At 62.0% G+C, this 18378-nt stretch carries 21 protein-coding genes; 13 read left to right on the top strand and 8 right to left on the bottom strand.

Features of this window, described 5'->3' with window-relative positions; genetic code table 11:
• Positions 1-132 precede the first annotated feature (132 nt).
• Positions 133-1143, bottom strand: a complete 1011-nt coding sequence (gene galE / locus ACVMDN_RS35630) for a UDP-glucose 4-epimerase GalE (RefSeq protein WP_076834838.1) — start codon at positions 1141-1143, stop codon at positions 133-135.
• A 97-nt stretch (positions 1144-1240) separates the two neighbouring features.
• A complete protein-coding gene (locus tag ACVMDN_RS35625) occupies positions 1241-2161 on the bottom strand; it encodes a LuxR C-terminal-related transcriptional regulator (protein ID WP_076834840.1) in 921 nt (306 codons plus the stop codon).
• A gap of 460 nt (positions 2162-2621) precedes the next feature.
• Here ACVMDN_RS35625 and ACVMDN_RS35620 point away from each other — a divergent pair, with 460 nt between their 5' ends.
• A complete protein-coding gene (locus tag ACVMDN_RS35620; protein WP_225162391.1) occupies positions 2622-3278 on the top strand; it encodes a LuxR C-terminal-related transcriptional regulator in 657 nt (218 codons plus the stop codon).
• Positions 3279-3330: 52 nt separating this feature from the next.
• On the opposite strand, the gene ACVMDN_RS35615 is transcribed toward ACVMDN_RS35620, so the two are convergent.
• Together ACVMDN_RS35615 and ACVMDN_RS35610 are read right to left on the bottom strand one after the other, a co-directional pair.
• Positions 3331-3747 (bottom strand): VanZ family protein, encoded by a 417-nt coding sequence (locus ACVMDN_RS35615; RefSeq protein ID WP_083715236.1) that lies wholly within the window; start codon positions 3745-3747, stop codon positions 3331-3333.
• Positions 3748-4370: 623 nt separating this feature from the next.
• Positions 4371-4607 (bottom strand): DUF6894 family protein, encoded by a 237-nt coding sequence (locus tag ACVMDN_RS35610; protein WP_028335246.1) that lies wholly within the window; start codon positions 4605-4607, stop codon positions 4371-4373.
• A gap of 575 nt (positions 4608-5182) precedes the next feature.
• On the opposite strand from ACVMDN_RS35610, the gene ACVMDN_RS35605 reads away from it, so the two are divergent.
• The 6 genes from ACVMDN_RS35605 to ACVMDN_RS35580 all read left to right on the top strand — a co-directional run bounded on the left by ACVMDN_RS35605 (position 5183) and on the right by ACVMDN_RS35580 (position 8310).
• The gene (locus tag ACVMDN_RS35605) at positions 5183-5443 is read left to right on the top strand and encodes a hypothetical protein (protein WP_076834843.1); all 261 of its coding nucleotides are present in this window, start codon (positions 5183-5185) and stop codon (positions 5441-5443) included.
• A 221-nt stretch (positions 5444-5664) separates the two neighbouring features.
• Positions 5665-6006, top strand: coding sequence for a hypothetical protein (locus ACVMDN_RS35600; RefSeq protein ID WP_057021177.1), 342 nt, complete (start codon positions 5665-5667; stop codon positions 6004-6006).
• A gap of 179 nt (positions 6007-6185) precedes the next feature.
• The gene (minC, locus tag ACVMDN_RS35595; protein WP_028335249.1) at positions 6186-6902 is read left to right on the top strand and encodes a septum site-determining protein MinC; all 717 of its coding nucleotides are present in this window, start codon (positions 6186-6188) and stop codon (positions 6900-6902) included.
• Positions 6903-6923: 21 nt separating this feature from the next.
• Positions 6924-7739 (top strand): septum site-determining protein MinD, encoded by an 816-nt coding sequence (gene minD / locus ACVMDN_RS35590; protein ID WP_057021178.1) that lies wholly within the window; start codon positions 6924-6926, stop codon positions 7737-7739.
• On the top strand, positions 7739-8017 hold the full coding sequence (gene minE, locus ACVMDN_RS35585; protein WP_026192121.1) for a cell division topological specificity factor MinE: 279 nt from the start codon (positions 7739-7741) through the stop codon (positions 8015-8017). The genes minD and minE overlap by 1 nt, the downstream gene beginning before the upstream one ends.
• Positions 8014-8310: a hypothetical protein gene (locus ACVMDN_RS35580; RefSeq protein ID WP_057021179.1), complete on the top strand. Its 297-nt coding sequence runs from the start codon at positions 8014-8016 to the stop codon at positions 8308-8310. Before minE ends, ACVMDN_RS35580 begins: the two co-directional genes overlap by 4 nt.
• Before the next feature lie 156 nt (positions 8311-8466).
• Here ACVMDN_RS35580 and ACVMDN_RS35575 read toward each other — a convergent pair whose 3' ends face one another.
• Positions 8467-9270, bottom strand: coding sequence for an NAD-dependent protein deacetylase (locus ACVMDN_RS35575; protein ID WP_076834846.1), 804 nt, complete (start codon positions 9268-9270; stop codon positions 8467-8469).
• A gap of 153 nt (positions 9271-9423) precedes the next feature.
• On the opposite strand from ACVMDN_RS35575, the gene ACVMDN_RS35570 reads away from it, so the two are divergent.
• On the top strand, positions 9424-9804 hold the full coding sequence (locus ACVMDN_RS35570; protein ID WP_246786683.1) for a c-type cytochrome: 381 nt from the start codon (positions 9424-9426) through the stop codon (positions 9802-9804).
• Positions 9805-9824: 20 nt separating this feature from the next.
• Here ACVMDN_RS35570 and ACVMDN_RS35565 read toward each other — a convergent pair whose 3' ends face one another.
• Both ACVMDN_RS35565 and ACVMDN_RS35560 read right to left on the bottom strand, forming a co-directional pair.
• Complete coding sequence (locus ACVMDN_RS35565; RefSeq protein ID WP_244559025.1) at positions 9825-10982, bottom strand: Ig-like domain-containing protein; 1158 nt, start codon at positions 10980-10982, stop codon at positions 9825-9827.
• 185 nt (positions 10983-11167) lie between these two features.
• Positions 11168-11632 (bottom strand): Lrp/AsnC family transcriptional regulator, encoded by a 465-nt coding sequence (locus ACVMDN_RS35560; RefSeq protein ID WP_057021181.1) that lies wholly within the window; start codon positions 11630-11632, stop codon positions 11168-11170.
• A 161-nt stretch (positions 11633-11793) separates the two neighbouring features.
• On the opposite strand from ACVMDN_RS35560, the gene ACVMDN_RS35555 reads away from it, so the two are divergent.
• The 3 genes from ACVMDN_RS35555 (at position 11794) to ACVMDN_RS35545 (ending at position 14987) form a co-directional block, all read left to right on the top strand.
• Positions 11794-12807, top strand: a complete 1014-nt coding sequence (locus ACVMDN_RS35555) for a 1-aminocyclopropane-1-carboxylate deaminase (RefSeq protein WP_057021182.1) — start codon at positions 11794-11796, stop codon at positions 12805-12807.
• Positions 12808-13255: 448 nt separating this feature from the next.
• Positions 13256-14284, top strand: coding sequence for an IS110 family RNA-guided transposase (locus ACVMDN_RS35550; RefSeq protein WP_057016162.1), 1029 nt, complete (start codon positions 13256-13258; stop codon positions 14282-14284).
• Positions 14285-14741: 457 nt separating this feature from the next.
• Positions 14742-14987 (top strand): hypothetical protein, encoded by a 246-nt coding sequence (locus ACVMDN_RS35545; RefSeq protein WP_233475642.1) that lies wholly within the window; start codon positions 14742-14744, stop codon positions 14985-14987.
• Between the two features lie 1218 nt (positions 14988-16205).
• On the opposite strand, the gene ACVMDN_RS35540 is transcribed toward ACVMDN_RS35545, so the two are convergent.
• A complete protein-coding gene (locus tag ACVMDN_RS35540; protein ID WP_229193518.1) occupies positions 16206-16514 on the bottom strand; it encodes a hypothetical protein in 309 nt (102 codons plus the stop codon).
• 467 nt (positions 16515-16981) lie between these two features.
• On the opposite strand from ACVMDN_RS35540, the gene ACVMDN_RS35535 reads away from it, so the two are divergent.
• Entirely contained in the window at positions 16982-17683 is a 702-nt protein-coding gene (locus ACVMDN_RS35535) for a hypothetical protein (RefSeq protein WP_307720390.1), read from the top strand.
• Positions 17608-18249 (top strand): S1C family serine protease, encoded by a 642-nt coding sequence (locus ACVMDN_RS35530; RefSeq protein WP_307720389.1) that lies wholly within the window; start codon positions 17608-17610, stop codon positions 18247-18249. The genes ACVMDN_RS35535 and ACVMDN_RS35530 overlap by 76 nt, the downstream gene beginning before the upstream one ends.
• Positions 18250-18378 lie beyond the last annotated feature (129 nt).

Below are 18378 nucleotides of genomic sequence, written 5' to 3'. Positions count from 1 at the left end.
TGCTGAGTGGTGGCGTAACCAGGCAGCGGCGCGACTTGAGCTTGCCGATGAGAGCAGTCGTCTGGCTCGCGCGGGATTGAGCAGGCCTCGAACAAGACAGAAATTCTCGAAGACGCAAATGGCTCTCGCCGACTACGTGCCGCGATAGCCATTCGGGTTCTTCATCTGGAAATGCCAATGGTCGGCACACATCTGTGTCAGCGATCGCGCTGATGTCCAGCCCAACAGGTTCTTCGCGAGAGTTGGATCGGCATAGCAGATTGCGACGTCACCGACCCTGCGTTGGTCGATCACATACGGCACGGGCCGGCCACTCACTTCCTTGAATGTCCGGATCACGTCCATGACGCTACTGCCGCTTCCTGTTCCGAGATTGACCGTCAGAAGGCCGGGCTGTCTCAGTTGGCTAAGGGCGCTCAGATGTCCGGATGCAAGATCGACAACGTGAATGAAGTCGCGGATCCCGGTGCCGTCCGGAGTATCATAGTCGTTTCCCCAAACATGCACCGTCGGACGTCGTCCGATCGCCACTTGTGCCACAATAGGCAACAGATTGTTCGGCACATCCAGGGGATCTTCTCCGATCAGTCCGCTTTCGTGGGCGCCAACCGGATTGAAGTAGCGCAAGATGGCAATCCGCCAATCCTTGTCGGACTCATGAAGGTCCTTCAGTATTTCTTCGATGAAGTATTTTGTGCGGCCGTACGGATTGATCGGTGCGACGGGATGCTTCTCGTCCAGCGGCAGGTACGCGGGTGTCCCGTAAACGGTTGCGGATGAACTGAAGACCAGCGTCTTGACGGATGCTCGCGTCATGGCCGACACGAGCCGCATCGTTCCCACGACGTTGTTGTCGTAATAGGTGATGGGTTGAGCGCTGGACTCGCCCACCGCCTTGAGGCCGGCGAGATGAATGACCGCAGTCACGTCGTGGGCGCGCAGGATCTGGTAGATCGCCTCTTCATTGCGAATATCGGCATGCCGGAAAATGACCGATCGCCCGCAGATGGCTCGTATCCGTTCGAGAGAGGCGCTGTTGCTGTTGGAAAGATTGTCGACCGCGACGACATCGAGCCCGGCGTCGAGTAGGGCGACAGCGATGTGGGATCCGATATAGCCGGCACCGCCGGTCAACAAGATCATTTCCGCTTCCGTTTCGCGTCTGCGTGGTCAATGCTCGCCGCGCGCGGGAAATCATCCCGCGCGGTGATGCCGATGCGCCAGACCGGACGAGTCTCAGCTATTTCCGCAGTCGGATCGCCCCGTCGGCTTTTGAGCTCATGTCCTTGCGGGTATGGCCGTTGGCGAGGGAGACTTCGAAGTAGTTCTCCGCATGGTCGATCGCGCCAAGTGGCGCCGGCCGGCCCGCTCTCGCAATCTTGGGAATTTCCCGGCCAGGTGGGAGGAGCCGCTCGGTTACGTCAACGATCTGATGCGCCGAACTGCTGTTTCTCGACCAAGCCGCAGATCGATGGTTCAATCCCCAGATTGCTGCCTGCGTTCTGTTTTGAACCCGAATCTTGCGAAGGATCGCCTTGATGTGAACCTTCACCGTGGCTTCGGCAATCTTGATCTTGCGCGCAATGCACTTGTTGGAATCGCCTTCAATCAGGCACTGCACAATTGAAACTTCCCGCGGCGAAAGTTGCTGAGCCAGCGTGTCATCTGCCGTTGCGACGGCATGATCGTCATCGTTGGGTACAGGAGCATCGTCCACCTCGCGTTTCTCGGTCTCGAGAGCGGACTCCAAGAATGCCGGCGGGAATACCGTCCCACCCATCATGACGAGTTCGATGGACTTGATGAACGCGTCGCAGTTCATCACGTCGATGAAATATCCGGTGGCGCCGGCTCGGAATGCGGCAACCAGATCATTCAGATGAAAGTGATCCGCGACAACTGCGACACGTGCATCCGCGTGACGGCGCTTGAACGAGTCGATTTGCTCGACTGTCGGGCGAAAATCATCGCCACTATGAACGATGAGGAACAATGACGGACTCGCGGGGGCTTTCTGAAGCGCCTCATCGCTGGGCCAATCATCCGCGTCGTATATCGAGGTTAGGACGAAATTCTCCGAATTTAGAATTCTTGCAAGGCCTTCTTTGCGAAGACTATTTTCACCAACCAGTGCAATGGCAAAAGGATATCGTCGTCTCATGGAAACTCTCCCGGACGCTACAATGATACAAGCGGTTGAAGGGTTGAACCCGATTCATTTTTGGTGGCCCGCCCAGCTGAAAAGAACGACGTAAAAACAAGCTTCCTCAGATTCGGTCGATAGAACAAACCTGGGACGAAAAGCGCTTAACCCACTCCGAAAATATTTAAGAATGTTAGATGCTAATCCCCAATATCCCTATATACCGTTGGTTATAGGCATTTGGGGCCGCCAAACTGACGAGGGTGGTCTCTCGATCCTCGTCGACAGGCACTCGCTGAGGGTGCCTCGGATCGTCGCTGCGATTACGCGTTGTGGAATCTGGTTATCGGCGCGCTCCAGGCGGTAGATTCACGGGACCAAACGACAACAAAACCTTACTGAAATGCCTCATATTGGAGTAGCTTATTAATGTCATGGGCGCCGATCTGAACTGAGGGGGATTGAGGGTTGATCGGAAATGCATTTCAGTCGTGTAGTCATTGCCAGTAGATATCCAGTCGTTTTATTGGGTCTGAACTGCCTGCTCGAAGCAGAGCGTGATTTCAAAGTTGTTGCTCGCTGCAATGATATTGCGAGCTGCTTCAAGGCAATACAGAGCCTCGCGCCCGACATCGCCATTTTGGACATGTCGATGCCTGACATTTCTGGGCAGGCCATGCTCGAGGTCGCAAACTCCGGGGCGCTTGGTGTGCGGCTCGTGTTTCTTGCCGCCTCGGTTGAGGATCGCGATCTCGCCATGCTCGCAGCAGCGGGAGCTTGCGGTGTTCTTCTGAGCGAGGAGGAGCCCGAAACGCTCTTGCAGACGTTGCGGCAAGTCGCCGACGGCCAGAAGACATTGCCTCCGCCCTCGTACGAAGAAGCCATCCCTTATGCGCAAACGACGATCCCGGAGAAATATCTTGCGGTGCTGACGGACCGCGAGCGTCAGATCATGCGTTTGGTGTCGGAGGGCTTGTCGAACAAGGAGATTGGCCGCCGTCTGAAGGTGGCCGACGGTACCATCAAGGTTCATCTGCACCACATCTTCCGCAAGCTCGAGATCAGCAACAGGACCGTCCTTGCTACGCTTGCCGTCTCATATTCCGGGCCGACCGGGTCTCCATCCGTCGAATAGCGGCGACGGACCGGCGTTTTTCATCGAGCTTCATGCGCGATGATCATCCCCGCTAGGCCAACGGGCTGTCTGTCCGCCTGGAGATTGCGGAAAACGAGCGTCTCAAGGCAGTTGCGATGAAAACGCCTGCACAACAGCCGGCGCCTTTGACGAACATGTCCTTTACGTATCCATGTCTGTCGGGGAGCAGTCTTTGGATGAGTTCGAAGCCGACGACGATAGCGAGAAGGACGAGCAGGATTGGCAGCACGTGCTTCGGATAGGCGAGCGAAAAGGCGACCCCGATAATGAACAGAGCTGCAAAACGATCGATGTTCGCCGATATCAACGTGTGCGGACGGAATGCCAGCGGTGTATCGGTGACGATGAAGAGGCCTAGGATCAAACCCCAAGCCAAGCATCGGAATACGGTTTGCGTCATCCCTTGTGGTTCAGCAAGAGCGCAGTAACCTGGTTTCATCATTCGCATTCGCAACTACTCTTCAGGCGCGGCCGTTTTAAAGAGATGGATCGTCGTTGCACGATGGGGGCAAGCTCAACTGCGGATCACCATGGCGGGCTAGGTTTTGCCAAGCCACTGGCCAATGTCTCTGGATCCGATGACCCGTTTGGGCCGGTACGGGTTGATCGTTCCAGCTGAAAGTCTCTCGATGCGCTGGTCCTCCGCCAGTTTCCTTGTGAACTGCTTCGCATCCTGTTCGGATACGAATGTCGCAGTCCTTCGTGCGTGCCTGTCGGGCGGAGCATCGCGTTGATCAATGAAGGAGACGTACCAGATGTGCCTTGCTGTCATGCGGGACCTCCGAGGTCAGGTCTAGGCGCGAATACAAATTCGAGACACCAGGCGGTGATATCTGAAAGCTGATCGGCAGAAAGCTTCTTCTCCATTGTGTAGTCGTGATTGGTTTCTGCGAGCCAAAGCAAGCCGGCGATTGGTCCGTCCGCAATGGACGGGAATTGCAGCTTTCGCTCAGCGTGTCGCCGGGGCTTTCAGAGTACTCCTCCTGGACATCAAGCTTGCACGCTTCGTTCCATCGCGAAGTTTGAAGATGGCCACGAGGCGCCGCAGGCGAGCGCTGCGTTCGCTGCTATTCATGCCGCAATGGAAAACTGAAGGACGAACAGTGACTGGCCGCCCGGCTCGGGGCTGTCGCTGATTTCGACATGCCAGCGAAGATGACGCAAGAATGGCTCCGTCACGTCGTGCTTGAGTATCTCGCCGCTCAGTTCAATCGCCGTCGTCCGTGCGGCGAAAATGTCGGGAAGATCCAGGCCGACATCATCGAGCACTGAATGGCCGCCGTGGATATGAAAAAAATACCGCGGCATTGGTGTCTCCGGATGAGGCGAACATTCCGACGACTGCGACGAGCTCGACGCATCAAAGTGGTGTCATCGCACCACGGTGAGGCGGACGGCAAGCCGCTATTCTAGGAGGGCGGATCATCATTGTTGGGTACCCCGACGTGGACCTGCACCATCATCGGTTCGGAAGGTCGAGCGACGCATCGGGTCGAGAGGAGACCAGCCGAATTCGTGCGGGCTTGTCGGCAATGAGCCAGCGATTCGGTCACCGTGATTTCGAGACTATGGCAAGCGGCCGGCGGCAAGCAGAGAACGCCGCTCGTCAACGCGAATACAATCACGCCGTTACGGAAACTGAGGCAGGCGGCCGACCAGCAGGAAACGGCTGCGGACCACGGACGCGCCGAGATCTCTCGGATGGTCAGGGAAGCGTGCGGCAATACCTGACACCCGAAGCCGGCAAGCAGTATTTCGCGACGGCCCCCGGTACTCGCCAGGCGCGTCGGCGATCAATTATTTGTGCGGTGCGGCAATATTGATATTGCATTGCAATAATAGCTGACTAACTCTGCTTCTCACGTGCCACTGAGGAGCCTTCCGTGATCAAGATTTCCCTCTCCACCCTTGCCGCCGCTCTCGCGATCGCAACCGCCGCGTCCGCTGCGGAGCTTCCGACCTATGAGGCTGCGGGCCTGCCGATCTCGGCGGTGCAGGCCGGCGTGATTGGCGCCGCCAACGCCCGCGAGCAGGCGCCTGTTGCGACCACATCGGCGACGCCGCATCAGCTCAGCGTTCTGACGCCCCGCAACAAGATGACGACCGCGCGGGCCGCTGCCCGCACCGACCGCTCGGTCCACTGATCGGCATAGCCGTTCCCGGAAGGCCCGCGACGACGTCGCGGGTCTTCGGCGGGCGTAGAGCAAATGCATCGCGCGCTCAGCTGCGTCCGACGCAAGCTCGCGCCGCTCGCCGCCGCCAAGTGGCGCCTCACGCCGTTGGCGCGAACTCCCGCAGGTGGAGTTTGATTGCGGCGTCGACCTCGTCCGGGTGATCGACCTGAGGCAGTCGCCGAGGTCGAGAAATGGTGGCCGATCGTCAAGTCGGCGAATATCAAGGCGGAATAGCTGCAACGATGATTTTCGGCGTGATCGGCAGATGCGCGTTAAGGCATCCGCTGTCATGGCAGGGCTGGCAGCTTGCAGGCTCGGCACTGGAAATCGTCGCCGCGCTCGTCGGCGCGAACTTCGAATTCCTCCGAAACCCGAACAATTCGGTTGCGAAGCGGGGCGACCTCGGAAAGCTCAGCGTGGCCCGTGCGTCGGCATTTCGGGCACCGCAGGATCTCAATCCAGTAGGTTTGGGTCATGACGTCGTCTGCAAACGCTCGCGCAATGATAACCCCGTCTGGCGCGAAGAAAATTGATCCAGCTCAAAAACGCGGCCGCATCTCCTCCAATTCCGCACCTGTTCAAACGCCAAAGCGCGTTTCGAGCCCCCGGGGCGAGCGCTGCTCAAATCGGTGAAAACTCTGACCGCGTTAACCTTTGATTAACCATGCGGTCCGATTGTTAACCATTCGACAAGACAACCGAGTCAGGGGCGATGGACGCAACTCAACAGGTCGCACGTCAGCAGGTCCGCATGCGCGGCCGTTCCTACGTTGCGTTCGTTTTCTCGCCGGTCGTGCCTGTCGTGTCCTGGCTGGCCGAGATCGACGCGACGCTGGCGAAGTCGCCGGGCTTCTTCACCGGCAAGCCCATCGTGCTCGACCTCTCGGCGGTCGATCTCAGCCAGACCGCGATCGCGCATCTGATCGGCAGCCTCGGTGAGCGCAACATCCGCATCCTCGGCATCGAGGGCGTCGACGAATCGAAGCTCGGCGCCAACATGCCGCCGCTTCTGACCGGCGGCCGGGCCTGCGCGATCACCCATGTCGAGCCGCAGAAGCCGCAGGTGCAGGAAAAAAACAAGGACAAGGACAAGACCAAGCTGCCGTCGCTGCTGCTGGAGAGCCCGGTCCGTTCCGGCCAGTCGATCGTGTTTGCCGAGGGCGACGTCACCGTGCTCGGCTCGGTCGGCTCCGGCGCCGAGATCGTCGCCGGCGGCTCGATCCATGTCTACGGCACGCTGCGCGGCCGGGCGATGGCCGGCATCAACGGCAATTCGGCGGCCCGCATCTTCTGCCAGAGGATCGAGGCCGAGCTGCTCGCGATCGATGGCTACTACCAGACTGCGGAAGAAATCGCCGACAGCTTGCGCAACCGGCCCGCCCAGGCGTGGCTCGAGGGCGAAATGCTGCGCATTACACCATTGAACTGACCGACCACAAGGAGAGAGAGAATGGCCAAGGTATTGGTCGTGACGTCTGGGAAGGGCGGGGTCGGCAAAACGACCTCAACCGCCGCGCTCGGCGCGGCGCTCGCGCAAATGGGTCAGAACGTCGTCGTCATCGATTTCGACGTCGGCCTGCGTAACCTCGATCTGGTGATGGGCGCGGAGCGTCGGGTGGTGTTCGACCTCATCAACGTGGTGCAGGGCGTCGCTAAGCTGCCGCAGGCGCTGATCCGCGACAAGCGGCTGGAGAATCTCTGGCTGCTGCCGGCGTCGCAGACCCGCGACAAGGACGCGCTGAGCGAAGAGGGCGTTAAGCACGTGATCGCCGACCTCAAGACCAAGTTCGACTGGATCCTGTGCGACAGCCCGGCCGGCATCGAGCGCGGCGCGACGCTCGCGATGCGCTACGCCGACGAGGCCGTTATCGTCACCAATCCGGAAGTGTCGTCGGTTCGCGACTCCGACCGCATCATCGGCATGCTCGATTCCAAGACGGTCCGCGCCGAGCGCGGCGAGCGCGTCGAGAAGCATCTTCTGGTCACCCGCTATGATGCCGGCCGCGCGGCGCGCGGCGAGATGCTGTCGATCGACGATATCCTGGAAATCCTTGCGACCCCCTTGCTCGGCATCGTCCCGGAAAGCCAGGACGTGCTGCGCGCCTCCAATGTCGGCTGTCCGGTCACGCTGAACGCAGCAAGCAGCGCGCCGGCGCGGGCCTATACCGACGCGGTACGCCGCCTGATGGGCGAGGCGGTGGAGATGACCGTGCCGGTTCAACGCAAGGGGTTGATGGATCGGCTACTGCGACGGAGGGCGGCATGATGAACGTAATGCGGCTGTTCGGCGGCCGCGCCGCATCGGCGCCCGTCGCGCGGGAGCGGTTGCAGATCCTGCTTTCGCATGAGCGTGGCCGGACCGGCGCGCCAGATCTCCTGGAGACACTTCGCTCGGAAATCCTGAGCGTGGTTTCCAAGCATATCGACGTCGACCCCGACAAGGTCGTGGTCCGGATGGACCGTGGCAAGTTCGTCTCGATGCTCGAGGTCGACATCGAGGTTCCCAATGGCGTGCAACGATCGAAGATGGTGGCGGCCACATGACGGCAGACAGCGATAGTCACATTGCCTGGCAGCGCGCGCAGCTCAAGAAGCTGCGGGCGGCGTTGAGGGCGATCGAGGCCGATCAGCTCGGCAAGGCCAATTGCGGCCGTGCGACGCAGATGACGATCGACGAATTGCAGCGCAAGATCGGCGAGTCGGGCCGCTGCATCGCGGAGTACGAGCGCCGGACCCGTCGCCCACTGGCGACGGACCTCGGCAGCCTCGCCAGCGTCAGCTGGACGCACTGGAACGCCAACATGCCGATGGCCAAGGCGCCGCGCCACCGCGCGTAGTGCGATGATTCTCCCATCGTCATTGCGAGCCACCCGGTCGGCGCAAGGCGCCGCCGGATGACAGGCTCCGCGAAGCAATCCATTTTTCCGCATAGGCGGCTCGATGGATTGCTTCGTCGCTATCGCTCCTCGCAATGACGGGAAGAGACAGGCGACCTACAGCAAGAACGCCAGCGCGCTCTCGCAACTATCCTCGACTTTGAGGGTGAGCAGTTCGTCGGCGCGGGTGCGGCCGAGATTGACGGCGGCAATCGGCAGGCCGTGCTGCTCTGCCATCCGGACGAAGCGAAAGCCGGAATAGACCATCAGCGAGGAGCCGACCACCAGCACGGCGTCGGCCTGCTCGAGATGCGCCTGCGCCGACGCGACCGTATCGCGCGGCACGTTCTCGCCGAAGAACACCACATCGGGTTTCAGCACGCCGCCGCAGGCTTCGCAGGCCGGCACCACGAACGACGAAAAATCTTGCTCGAGATCGGCGTCGCCGTCGGGAGCGTCGGCGGCATCGAGCGTGAGCCAGGCGGGGTTTCGTTGCGCGAGCTCGTGCTGGAATTGTTCGCGCGGCATCGTCGCGCCGCAGCCGAGGCAGCGCACCACGTCTAATCGGCCGTGCAGGTCGATCACCCGCCGGCTGCCGGCGGCCTGGTGCAGGCGGTCGACATTCTGGGTCAGCAGCAGCTCGCAGCGCCCCTGCTGTTCGAGCTTGGCCAGCGCGCGATGCGCGCCGTTCGGCGCGGCGCGGCCGAACCGTCGCCAGCCCACCATGCTGCGCGCCCAGTAGCGCTGCCGCGTCGCCGCCTCGCCCAAGAACGCCTGGATGGTGACCGGGCGGGTCCGCTTCCAGTTGCCGTCGCTGTCGCGATAGTCAGGAATGCCGGAATTGGTGCTGCAGCCGGCCCCGGTCAGGACAAACAGGCGCTGGTGGCCGGCGACGAAATCCTCGAGGGCGGGGTGTGGCATGGCAGCACATCTAGTGCGGCGTGCGTATCTGCGCCAGATGTGGGGCCTGCCGCGAGCGGACCTTTCACGCCGCCTCTGCGTTGACGGCATGGCACCCGAGGCGTGGTGCTGCGCGCGCCTGTTTGCCTGGCGCAATTGCCGACGGAGTGATCGATGCGGCCGGGATTCATCGTCGTCGTTTGCGGGCTGATGTCGTTGGCGTCATCGCCGTCCCATGGTCAGGATGCGGGCGTGTCCGGCGAGCAGGCGTTCAACAATTCCTGCCGCACCTGCCACACGGTCAAGGACGGCGACAACCGCGTTGGCCCGAACCTGCACAATGTAGTCGGCCGCAAGGCCGGATCGGTTGCGAACTTTCCTTATTCGGAGGCGATGAAATCATCCGACATCGTCTGGGATGAGAGCACGCTGCTGCGCTTCATCGAAGATCCCGAGGCCGTGGTGTCGGGCAACGGCATGAAGCCGTATACCGGCGTGCGCTCGGCGGAGGATCGCGCCAGGATCGTGGCGTTCCTGAAATCCCCCGGCAAGTGACCGTTGGCGGTAGGCCGGTCTCACTTTGCCGGCACGACGAAGACCTGGCCGGGATAGATCAAATTGGGATTGCGGATCTGCTGCGAATTGGCCCGATAGATCACGGCGTAGCGCTGTCCGGCGCCGAATGCGCGCTGGCTGATCCGCCACAGGCTGTCGCCGCGGGCGACGGTGGTCGTGGTGATCTTCGGCACGATCACAGCGGAGGCGGACTTCACATCGGATGCGGTGGCGGTTGCCGCCGCGGCGAGCTGTGGTTTGGCGATATCCGCACGGCCGGACGAGGTTGGCGATGCCGGGATCGATGCGGTCGTCATCGTGTCCGGAACGTTGAATGGCACCTCGGCACGCGCGCGGACCTTGCCGGAAGTGGGGTCGACGTCGTCAAGCCGCACCTGATAGTTGCCGGCCGTCACGCCCTTGTTGATCGTGACCGAGAGGTGCCCCGCCTCGTCGGCCGTCGCGGACGTGATCAAGCTGCCGTTGAGATAGAGCCTGACGGTCGCGCCGGGAGCTGCCTGACCGCTCACATGGAGCTTGCCGTCCGGTTCGGTCTCGACGGCCTCGATGGCCACTTTCCCAGCCGCCGGCGCCGTGGCCGCAGGTTGCGACAGCACGCGGACCGGTTTGTCCGGTGTCATCAGCGCCACCATCGGCCGCTCCCGCGTCGCAGCCTCGAGCGCCACCGCCACGCTTTGCTTGGAGGTCACCTGCTTGCCGTCGCGCGTCATGCGCAGGGTGAGGTCATAGTTTCCCGGCGGAAGCGGGCGCGGGACCATGACGAACTGGCCGGACTTGTCCGCCACGACGCGATCGTGCACCTCGCCATTGCGCAGCAGTTCCACCGTCGTGCCCGGTAGCGCCCGGCCGGCAACAACGGTCTCGCCGGTCGGCTCGATGTTGACGACGTCGAACTCCGGCACCGCGTCGCCGCCTGGTGCCGGCGCCGGTCCCGCCAGCACGTCGGCCAAGGCCGCGGTCTCGGTTTGCGCCTTTGCCAGCGCGGTCTTGTTTTGGTCTCGCGCCGGAGCCGCTGGCGCGGATGGTGCTGTCGCCGTCAAAGGCGTGCTCCCGCCCAGGATTTGCTGGGTTTGGCGGATGCCGAAGACGAGCGCCGCCGTGCCGCCGGCGGCAAGTGCCAGCAACGGAATGACCAGTCGGATCGCCGTGGCGTTCATGATTGTCATCCGCGGATGATGTCCCCCGCGCATCCGCGCGCGACCCCCGCCCCCCGCGGGGATTTAGTGAGAGACTGCGCCGGTTTGCGCCGGCCATCAAGTCGGATGAAGGGATTACTTCTCTCGGGCAGGCCGGCCGATCTGGCGGCTCGCGGCGCCCGGCCCGTGCCGGGATGACGTCAGGTTCAAAACTCCAGCGCCGCATTGTCCACCACCTCCTTCATGACGAAGAAGGTGCGGGTCTGCCGCACGCCGGGCAGCGCGATCAGCTGGTCGCCATGGATGCGCTTGAAGTCGTCGACGTCGCCGGCGCGGATCTTGAGGAAGTAATCGAAATCGCCGGCGACGAGGTGGCAGTCGAGCACGCATTTGAGCTTCGCCACCGCCTGCTCGAAGCTCGCAAAGCTTTCCGGTGTCGAGCGGTCGAGCACGACGCCGACCATCACCAGCGTGCCCTTGCCGAGCTTGCGCGGCGCCACCATGGCGCGGACGCCGCTGAGATAACCCTCGTCGAACAGCGCTTGCGTCCGGCGATGGCAGGTGGCGGGGCTGACGCCGACCTGATCGGCCAGCTCGGCATTGCTGAGCCGGCCGTTCTTTTGCAGCAATCTCAACATCTTGAGGTCGATGCGGTCGAGTCGGGCGGACATGGAAGAATCTCTCACTATTGGTCGATTTCATGAGAGAAAATATACCATCAGGGCCAGATCCGGCAATCTTCGGCAATTGTGCGGGCTGAGTTAGAGAGCACCTTTCGCGCCAGGGGTGATAGCTGTGGCCGCCGTTTCAGACCACCAAAGAGGATGCCAGCATGCTGGAGAAGTTCGCGCGCTATCCACTCACATTCGGGCCGACTGCCATCGAGAAGCTCGATCGGCTGTCAAAGCATCTCGGCGGCAAGGTCGAGCTCTATGCCAAGCGCGAGGATTGCAATTCCGGGCTCGCCTATGGCGGCAACAAGCTGCGCAAGCTCGAATACATCATCCCCGATGCGATCGCCTCCAATGCCGACACGCTGGTCTCGATCGGCGGCGTGCAGTCGAATCACACCCGCATGGTCGCGGCGGTCGCGGCCAAGATCGGCATGAAGTGCCGGCTGGTGCAGGAAAGCTGGGTGCCGCATGAGGACGCGGTCTATGATCGCGTCGGCAACATCCTGCTTTCGCGCGTCATGGGCGCCGATGTGCGGCTGGTCGACGAAGGCTTCGACATCGGTATCCGCAAGAGCTGGGAGCAGGCGATCGAGGAAGTGAAGGCGGCGGGCGGCAAGCCCTACGCGATTCCGGCCGGCGCCTCCGTGCACAAATTTGGCGGGCTCGGCTATGTCGGGTTCGCCGAGGAGGTGCGCGCGCAGGAGCGCCAGCTCGGCGTCAAGTTCGACTACATCATCGTCTGCACGGTGACCGGCTCGACCCATGCCGGCATGCTGGTCGGCTTCGCCGCCGATGGGCGCGCGCGCAACGTGATCGGCATCGACGGTTCGTTCACGCCCGCGCAGACCAAGGCGCAGGTGCTGTCGATCGCGCAGAACACCGCAAAGCTCGTCGAGCTCGGCCGCGACATCGTCGAGGATGATGTCGTGCTGATCGAGGACTACGCCTATCCCGCCTACGGCGTGCCGTCGGAGGAGACCAAGGAGGCGATCCGGCTCAGCGCGCGGCTGGAAGGCATGATCACCGACCCCGTCTACGAGGGCAAGTCGATGCAGGGCATGATCGATCTGGTGCAGAAGGGCTATTTCCCGGCCGGATCGAAGGTGCTCTACGCCCATCTCGGCGGCGCACCGGCGCTCAACGGCTACGCCTACGCGTTCAGGAACGGCTGAGGCGAGCGGGCTTCTAATTTCGTGGCTTCGTAGCCCGAATGAAGCGAAGCGCAATCCGGTAAGGTCTCTCGGCGGCACGATCCCCGGATTTCGCGGAGCCTGTCATCGGGCGCGCGTTCGCGCGACCCGTTGGCTCCATCCGGGCTATGCATTCTTACCTCCCCTTGAAAAGGGGAAGTCGCTTTGCTCGCAGAGCAAAGCGGGTGGGGATCTGCTCTCTCCGCTTGCAGCGTCGCCTGTAGCTGACCCCCATCCCGACCTTCCCCCTTTCAGGGGGAAGGGGAAGAGAAGTCCGTAGATGGGGTAACGGGCCGGCCGCCCGCTCGCTACGGCGCAATTTGGAAGCGCGCTCGCGAGCGGCCTGTTGGTTGGAAGGCGGTCGTCCCTCAAACTGATGGTGTTCAACGGAGTCGGGCAAGCCCGCTCCAAGCATCATTAAGGGACGACCATGTACCACTATGCAGGAATTGACGTGTCTTTGGAATGCTCGAGCGTTTGCCTTGTCGATGGGACAGGCAAGATTTTGCGCGAGACGAAGGTTGCGAGCGAGCCGGCGGCGCTGATCGCCTGGTTCCGGTCGCTGGGTCTGGTACTGGAACGGATCGGGCTGGAGGCAGGCCCCTTGTCGCAATGGCTGTATGCGGGTCTGCGAGACGCAGGGCTTGCGGTCGAGCTGCTGGAAACGCGGCACGTTCGCGAAGCCTTCAAGTCGATGCCGGTGAAGACGGACCGCAACGATGCCCGCCGGATCGCGCAGTTGATGCGGCTCGGCTGGTTCCGGCCGGTGCACTGCAAGTCGGTCGCGGCGCAGGAGACCCGCGCCATCCTGACGGCGCGCAAGCTGCTGCAATCCAAGCTTCGCGATGTCGAGAACAGCCTGCGCGGCATACTTCGCGGTTTTGGCCTGAAGGTCGGTGCGACCACCGAGCGCACGTTCGCCGGACGCATCCGCGAGCTCGTGACCGGCCATCCCGGACTGGAGTTGGTCGCGGCGGCGCTGCTCCAAGCCCATGCGGTGCTGCTGCGGGAGTTCAAGAGCCTGGACAAGCACACCCAGAAGCTCGCCAGGACGCATCCATCCGCCAAGCTCCTGATGACAACGCCGTCCGTTGGTCCGATCGTGGCGCTCACCTATGCCGCGGCGATCGACGACCCGAAGCGCTTCCGCTCCTCGAAGGCCACGGGAGCCCACTTTGGGCTCACCCCGAAGAAGTACCAGTCCGGTGAGACCGACTACACCGGCCGCATCAGCAAGATCGGGGATGCCTCCGTGCGCGAGGCACTCTACCAGGCAGCTCACGTCATGCTGACCAAGCCGGTCAAGAATTGCTCGGCATTGAAGAGCTGGGCGATGCGGATCGCCCGGCGCGCAGGCATGCGCAAGGCCAAGGTAGCGCTGGCTCGCAAGCTCGCCGTGATCCTGCATCGCATGCTCGCCGACACCAAACCGTTCAACCCGATGACCAAGGCCATCTAGCCAGGAGCAGCAATCGGTTCCGGGCGGGCCACGACACCAGGCTCTCCCCGAGCGAAGTCCCTCCGCTGGGACGATGGATCCGGTCAGGCCGCCATCCGGGAAGTGGCTCACGACCACGCAATCCGTAGATTGGCCGGCCGGCTCCTCAATGCACCCCATCAGGCGACGGCCTTCGCGCCGATCCCGTACAGAAGCAAGTGCCCGGCGAGTGGATGACGCGAAAAGGGATTGACTAACCAAGGCCCGTTACAGAAGCCCGGATGAAGCAAAGCGTAGTCCGGCAGGCTTCAGCAGCGCGGATAGAAAGTCCCGGATTTCGCGGAGCCTGTCGTCGGGCACGCGTTCGCGCGACCCGTTGGCTCCATCCGGGCTACGTTCGATGTCCCACGTCAGGTCCGCGTCAGCTTCGCCCGGTATTTTTGCCTGGCCGGGCGAGTTGGGAGACCATCGCGTGAGGATGATGAATGCGGCCGGCCGAGCCATCGCCGCGCTCGGCGTTGGCATCGTCGCCGTGGGGCACTGGGTCTGGACCTACCAGGGCCAGGGTGCCGCGCCGCATCCCCGCCTGCTGGCGATGAATCATGCGGTCGAGCTCTACGCCGGCATCTTCCTGATCGGCGTCGGCGTCCATGCCCTCGCATCCTGGTACTGGTTCAGCGATCCAAATCCGCCGGCGCGCTCCTCGGTCGGGGAGCCGCAGTAGCGTCCGCCTTGGCGGCAATGCTCCGGTTGAGGTGCTGTCCTGGTTAGGGCACTCGTACAGGGGAATTAGGACATCTGATGCCCGGTGGAATCTGGAAATTGGACACAGCCGCTGACTGACATACGCTAAAGCGCCCGCCGATCCGACGTGTAATGCTTTGAACATTATGTTCAGGACCGATTTAGATGGCGTCGAGTTCAGCCTCATAGGCTTGGCGGGGATATCGCTCGTCGCGTTCATCATCAGCTTAGGCTGGCTTCTGATCGGCTGAACTGCCGTAGCTCATTGGAAACGTCAACTTGGCCTTAGCGCTCTCCCGGCGCTGGGGCCGTTTTCTAATCAGGACACTTCCAAAGTCAACTTGGGACACGGGGGCCTAAATGCGGACAGCACCCCGGTTGAGATGCTGTCCCAGTTAGGACATTCGCTTGGGGAAATCAGGACACTCATTCACATATGCAAATGCCCTTCCGTACCATCGAGGTTCTAGCTCACGCGGGGGTGTCCATAATCTTTCCCTACCCCACGGGCGCTCCTCGGCCTCAGCCTCCTTGCCCGAGTGCTGGGGCCGTTTGCTTGAGTGCCGCATCGCATCTGCGATGAAACGCATGCTGACTTTCCTATGCAAATGCGGGAACAGACCTATTGGGCGCAGGGTCGAGTTCTCATGGGAATGACAATCCCTCTGGCCCCGGCGCTAGCTACGTGCCGGGGCCGCCTTATTCTCAGCGGCGCGGCAAGGCGGCTTCAGCGTTCGTTCCAACGCGCTGGGGCCGTTTCCTTGAGGGCGTCACGGGGAACAGTCTCGCTGGAAGGCCTGATTGATCGCCACTCTCTACGTAGCATCTCGGATTGGTGTGCCAGCATACGCGATTGGGCTGCGACGTTCCGGACGATGGCGCGCTCGGGAGCGAGTAGCTTCACGGCCACATCATCGCACTGTGCTGCCATCGCTCGCATCTCTTCCGACGTCATGGTGTCGTATTAGAGGGCGCTTCGACCGGGCCTGCATTTGCCTATGTTTCAGCCCCAAGCCGGGGATTGTGCCGGAGATTCAGCCGCGAGCTTGCGGAGGATGGATCGCAACCACAGGAAGGGAGGCGCCGCTCTCATTTGGCGTGACGGCTAACTCGGAAGCAGAAGTGCGCGAGCGATTTGAATCGAGCTTGCGCCGATGGATCGAGATCATAAACGGAGAGGCCGCCAACTGAGGCGGCGTTACTCAACGACGCCTTTGATATCGGACCTTCGCCGGAACAGTTTTATTTGTCCGATCAGCGGTCGGATCAGATATTTTAGAACAAGGCCGAGACCTATGATCGACACCAGGATTGGCCAGTAGGCCAAGATCGCAAGAACGGCCAACCATTCCGGGCTGCGCTGCTCCCGCCAATACACCGACGCCGCGATGACGTGGGCCACCAATAGCGCGGCCCAAATAGCAAGCGCGACGATGACGGGCTCATCGAATGTCAACGCTTCCCACGCGGCTTCACCCGGCCCTGAAGGCGCACTTTCGCTTTCCATGGCTTGGTCGACCTCCCTCAGCTTCCAACCCCTGCGATGGCGGGCTTATTCCATCGGAATGCTAAGGGGGACGGTAGCGGAGGCTGGAACTCCGTTCACCCACGGAGAACCCCGGTAACACTTCTGCCCTGTGGAGCGAGAACACTTGGCGGATTGCAAAAGCCAGAACATCTGGCGTGCGACTCAGTAGTCTTGCCGAGAACATCGGCCAAGTTACGGTTTTCGTTCGCTTAATCGGAATTAAGACACTCCAAGATTCAACTTGGGACACGGGGCTTAAATGCGGCCAGTACCTCGGTTGACATAGGAACATAATAGGAACATAGGTTCTGTAACCTGAGGGCGTGGCGATCGCCTCATCCGCGGCGGACTTGCGTGGCCGCAGGACCAAAGACCAAGCCGCGCACCACTTGCGGATGAATTTCGACGCCTCCTATGATGGGTTGTGGCTGGGGGGAGTGCGCGTCATGAGAGTTGCGATCTGGGCGGCCGTTGCGGCCGCGTGGCTGTTTGCGTCTGCAACTCCGTCGAGCGCCCGCGGTCCCTACGGCTCGATCACGGTCGGCAACTGGAAGGGCGGCGCTTTCACCAACGACAAGAATGGCGCCTTCACCCATTGCTCGGCGGGCACCACCTATCAAAGCGGCATCTTCTTCATGGTGTCGATCGCCGAGAATGGCAGCTGGCGGCTCGGCTTTGCCCATGACAGCTGGCGTCTGACGCCGGGCGAGGCCTTTCCGCTGGCGCTGACCTTTGACGGCCAGCCGGCGTTCAACGTCTACGGCATGCCGCTCGGCACCCAGCTCGTGAATGTCGAGATGCCGGTGAATTCCAGTCTAATCAACCAGTTCCGCAAGGCGCGCCAGATGACGGCATTCGCGCAGGGACAATTGTTTCAGTTCAACCTCAATCAGACCGCGCAGCTGTTGCCGGCTCTGCTCAACTGCGTCGTCTCGGTGAAGAAGAACGGCGTCTCCAATGCCGGCGAGTTCGCGGTCGCGACAAAGCCTGCGGCGGCGCCGCCGCAGCAGGCTGCAGCACCCAGCGCGCCGCGCCGGCGAAGCAGGCGAGATCGGGGACCGGCACCGGCTTTGTGGTCAGCAGCAGCGGCCACGTCGTCACCAATCACCATGTCGTCGGCGGCTGCAGCGAGATCACGGGCAACCTGAGCGGCGAGGCGCCGGTCAAGCTGCGCCTGGTGTCCGATGACGAGACCAATGATCTCGCGTTGCTGCAGGCGCCGACCCCTTTCAAGGATGTCGTCAGCCTCAGGCAAAACCCCATCCTGGTCGGCAACGGCGTAGTGGCGATCGGTTATCCCTATCACAGATTGCTGACATCCGATTTCACGGTCACCACGGGCATTGTCTCTTCGCTGAGTGGCATCCTCAACGATACCCGTCATCTGCAGATCAGCGCCGCCGTGCAGCCGGGCAACAGCGGCGGTCCGCTGTTCGACCTTACCGGCGCGGTGGTCGGCGTGGTGGCTGCCAAGCTCGACGCGGTCAGGATGGCGCGGGCGACGGGGACCATCCCGGAGAACATCAATTTCGCGATCAAGACCGGCGCGCTGCGCGACTTTCTCGACAACAGCGCGGTGGCGTACCGGACCGCCGAGTGGCGCGAGGAGATGAAGAAGGAAACCGCCGAGATTGCCAAGAATGCGCGCGGCTACACGCTGCTGATCACCTGCACGGTGAACGAGCAGAGCGCGAGTGCGAAGAAGGGCAATTGAGACCTCCGCTACGCCCTCTTCCCGTCCTTGCGGCAGGGCGACTGCATCTGGCTACCGGCCACACGTCTTTCCTTGCGACGTCCGGGCAGCCGCCGACTCCTTTGCATGGGGTTGTTTTCGATATTTTGG

Source organism: Bradyrhizobium sp. USDA 4510 (assembly GCF_054059095.1).
This window is presented reverse-complemented; position numbering and strand designations above follow the sequence as displayed.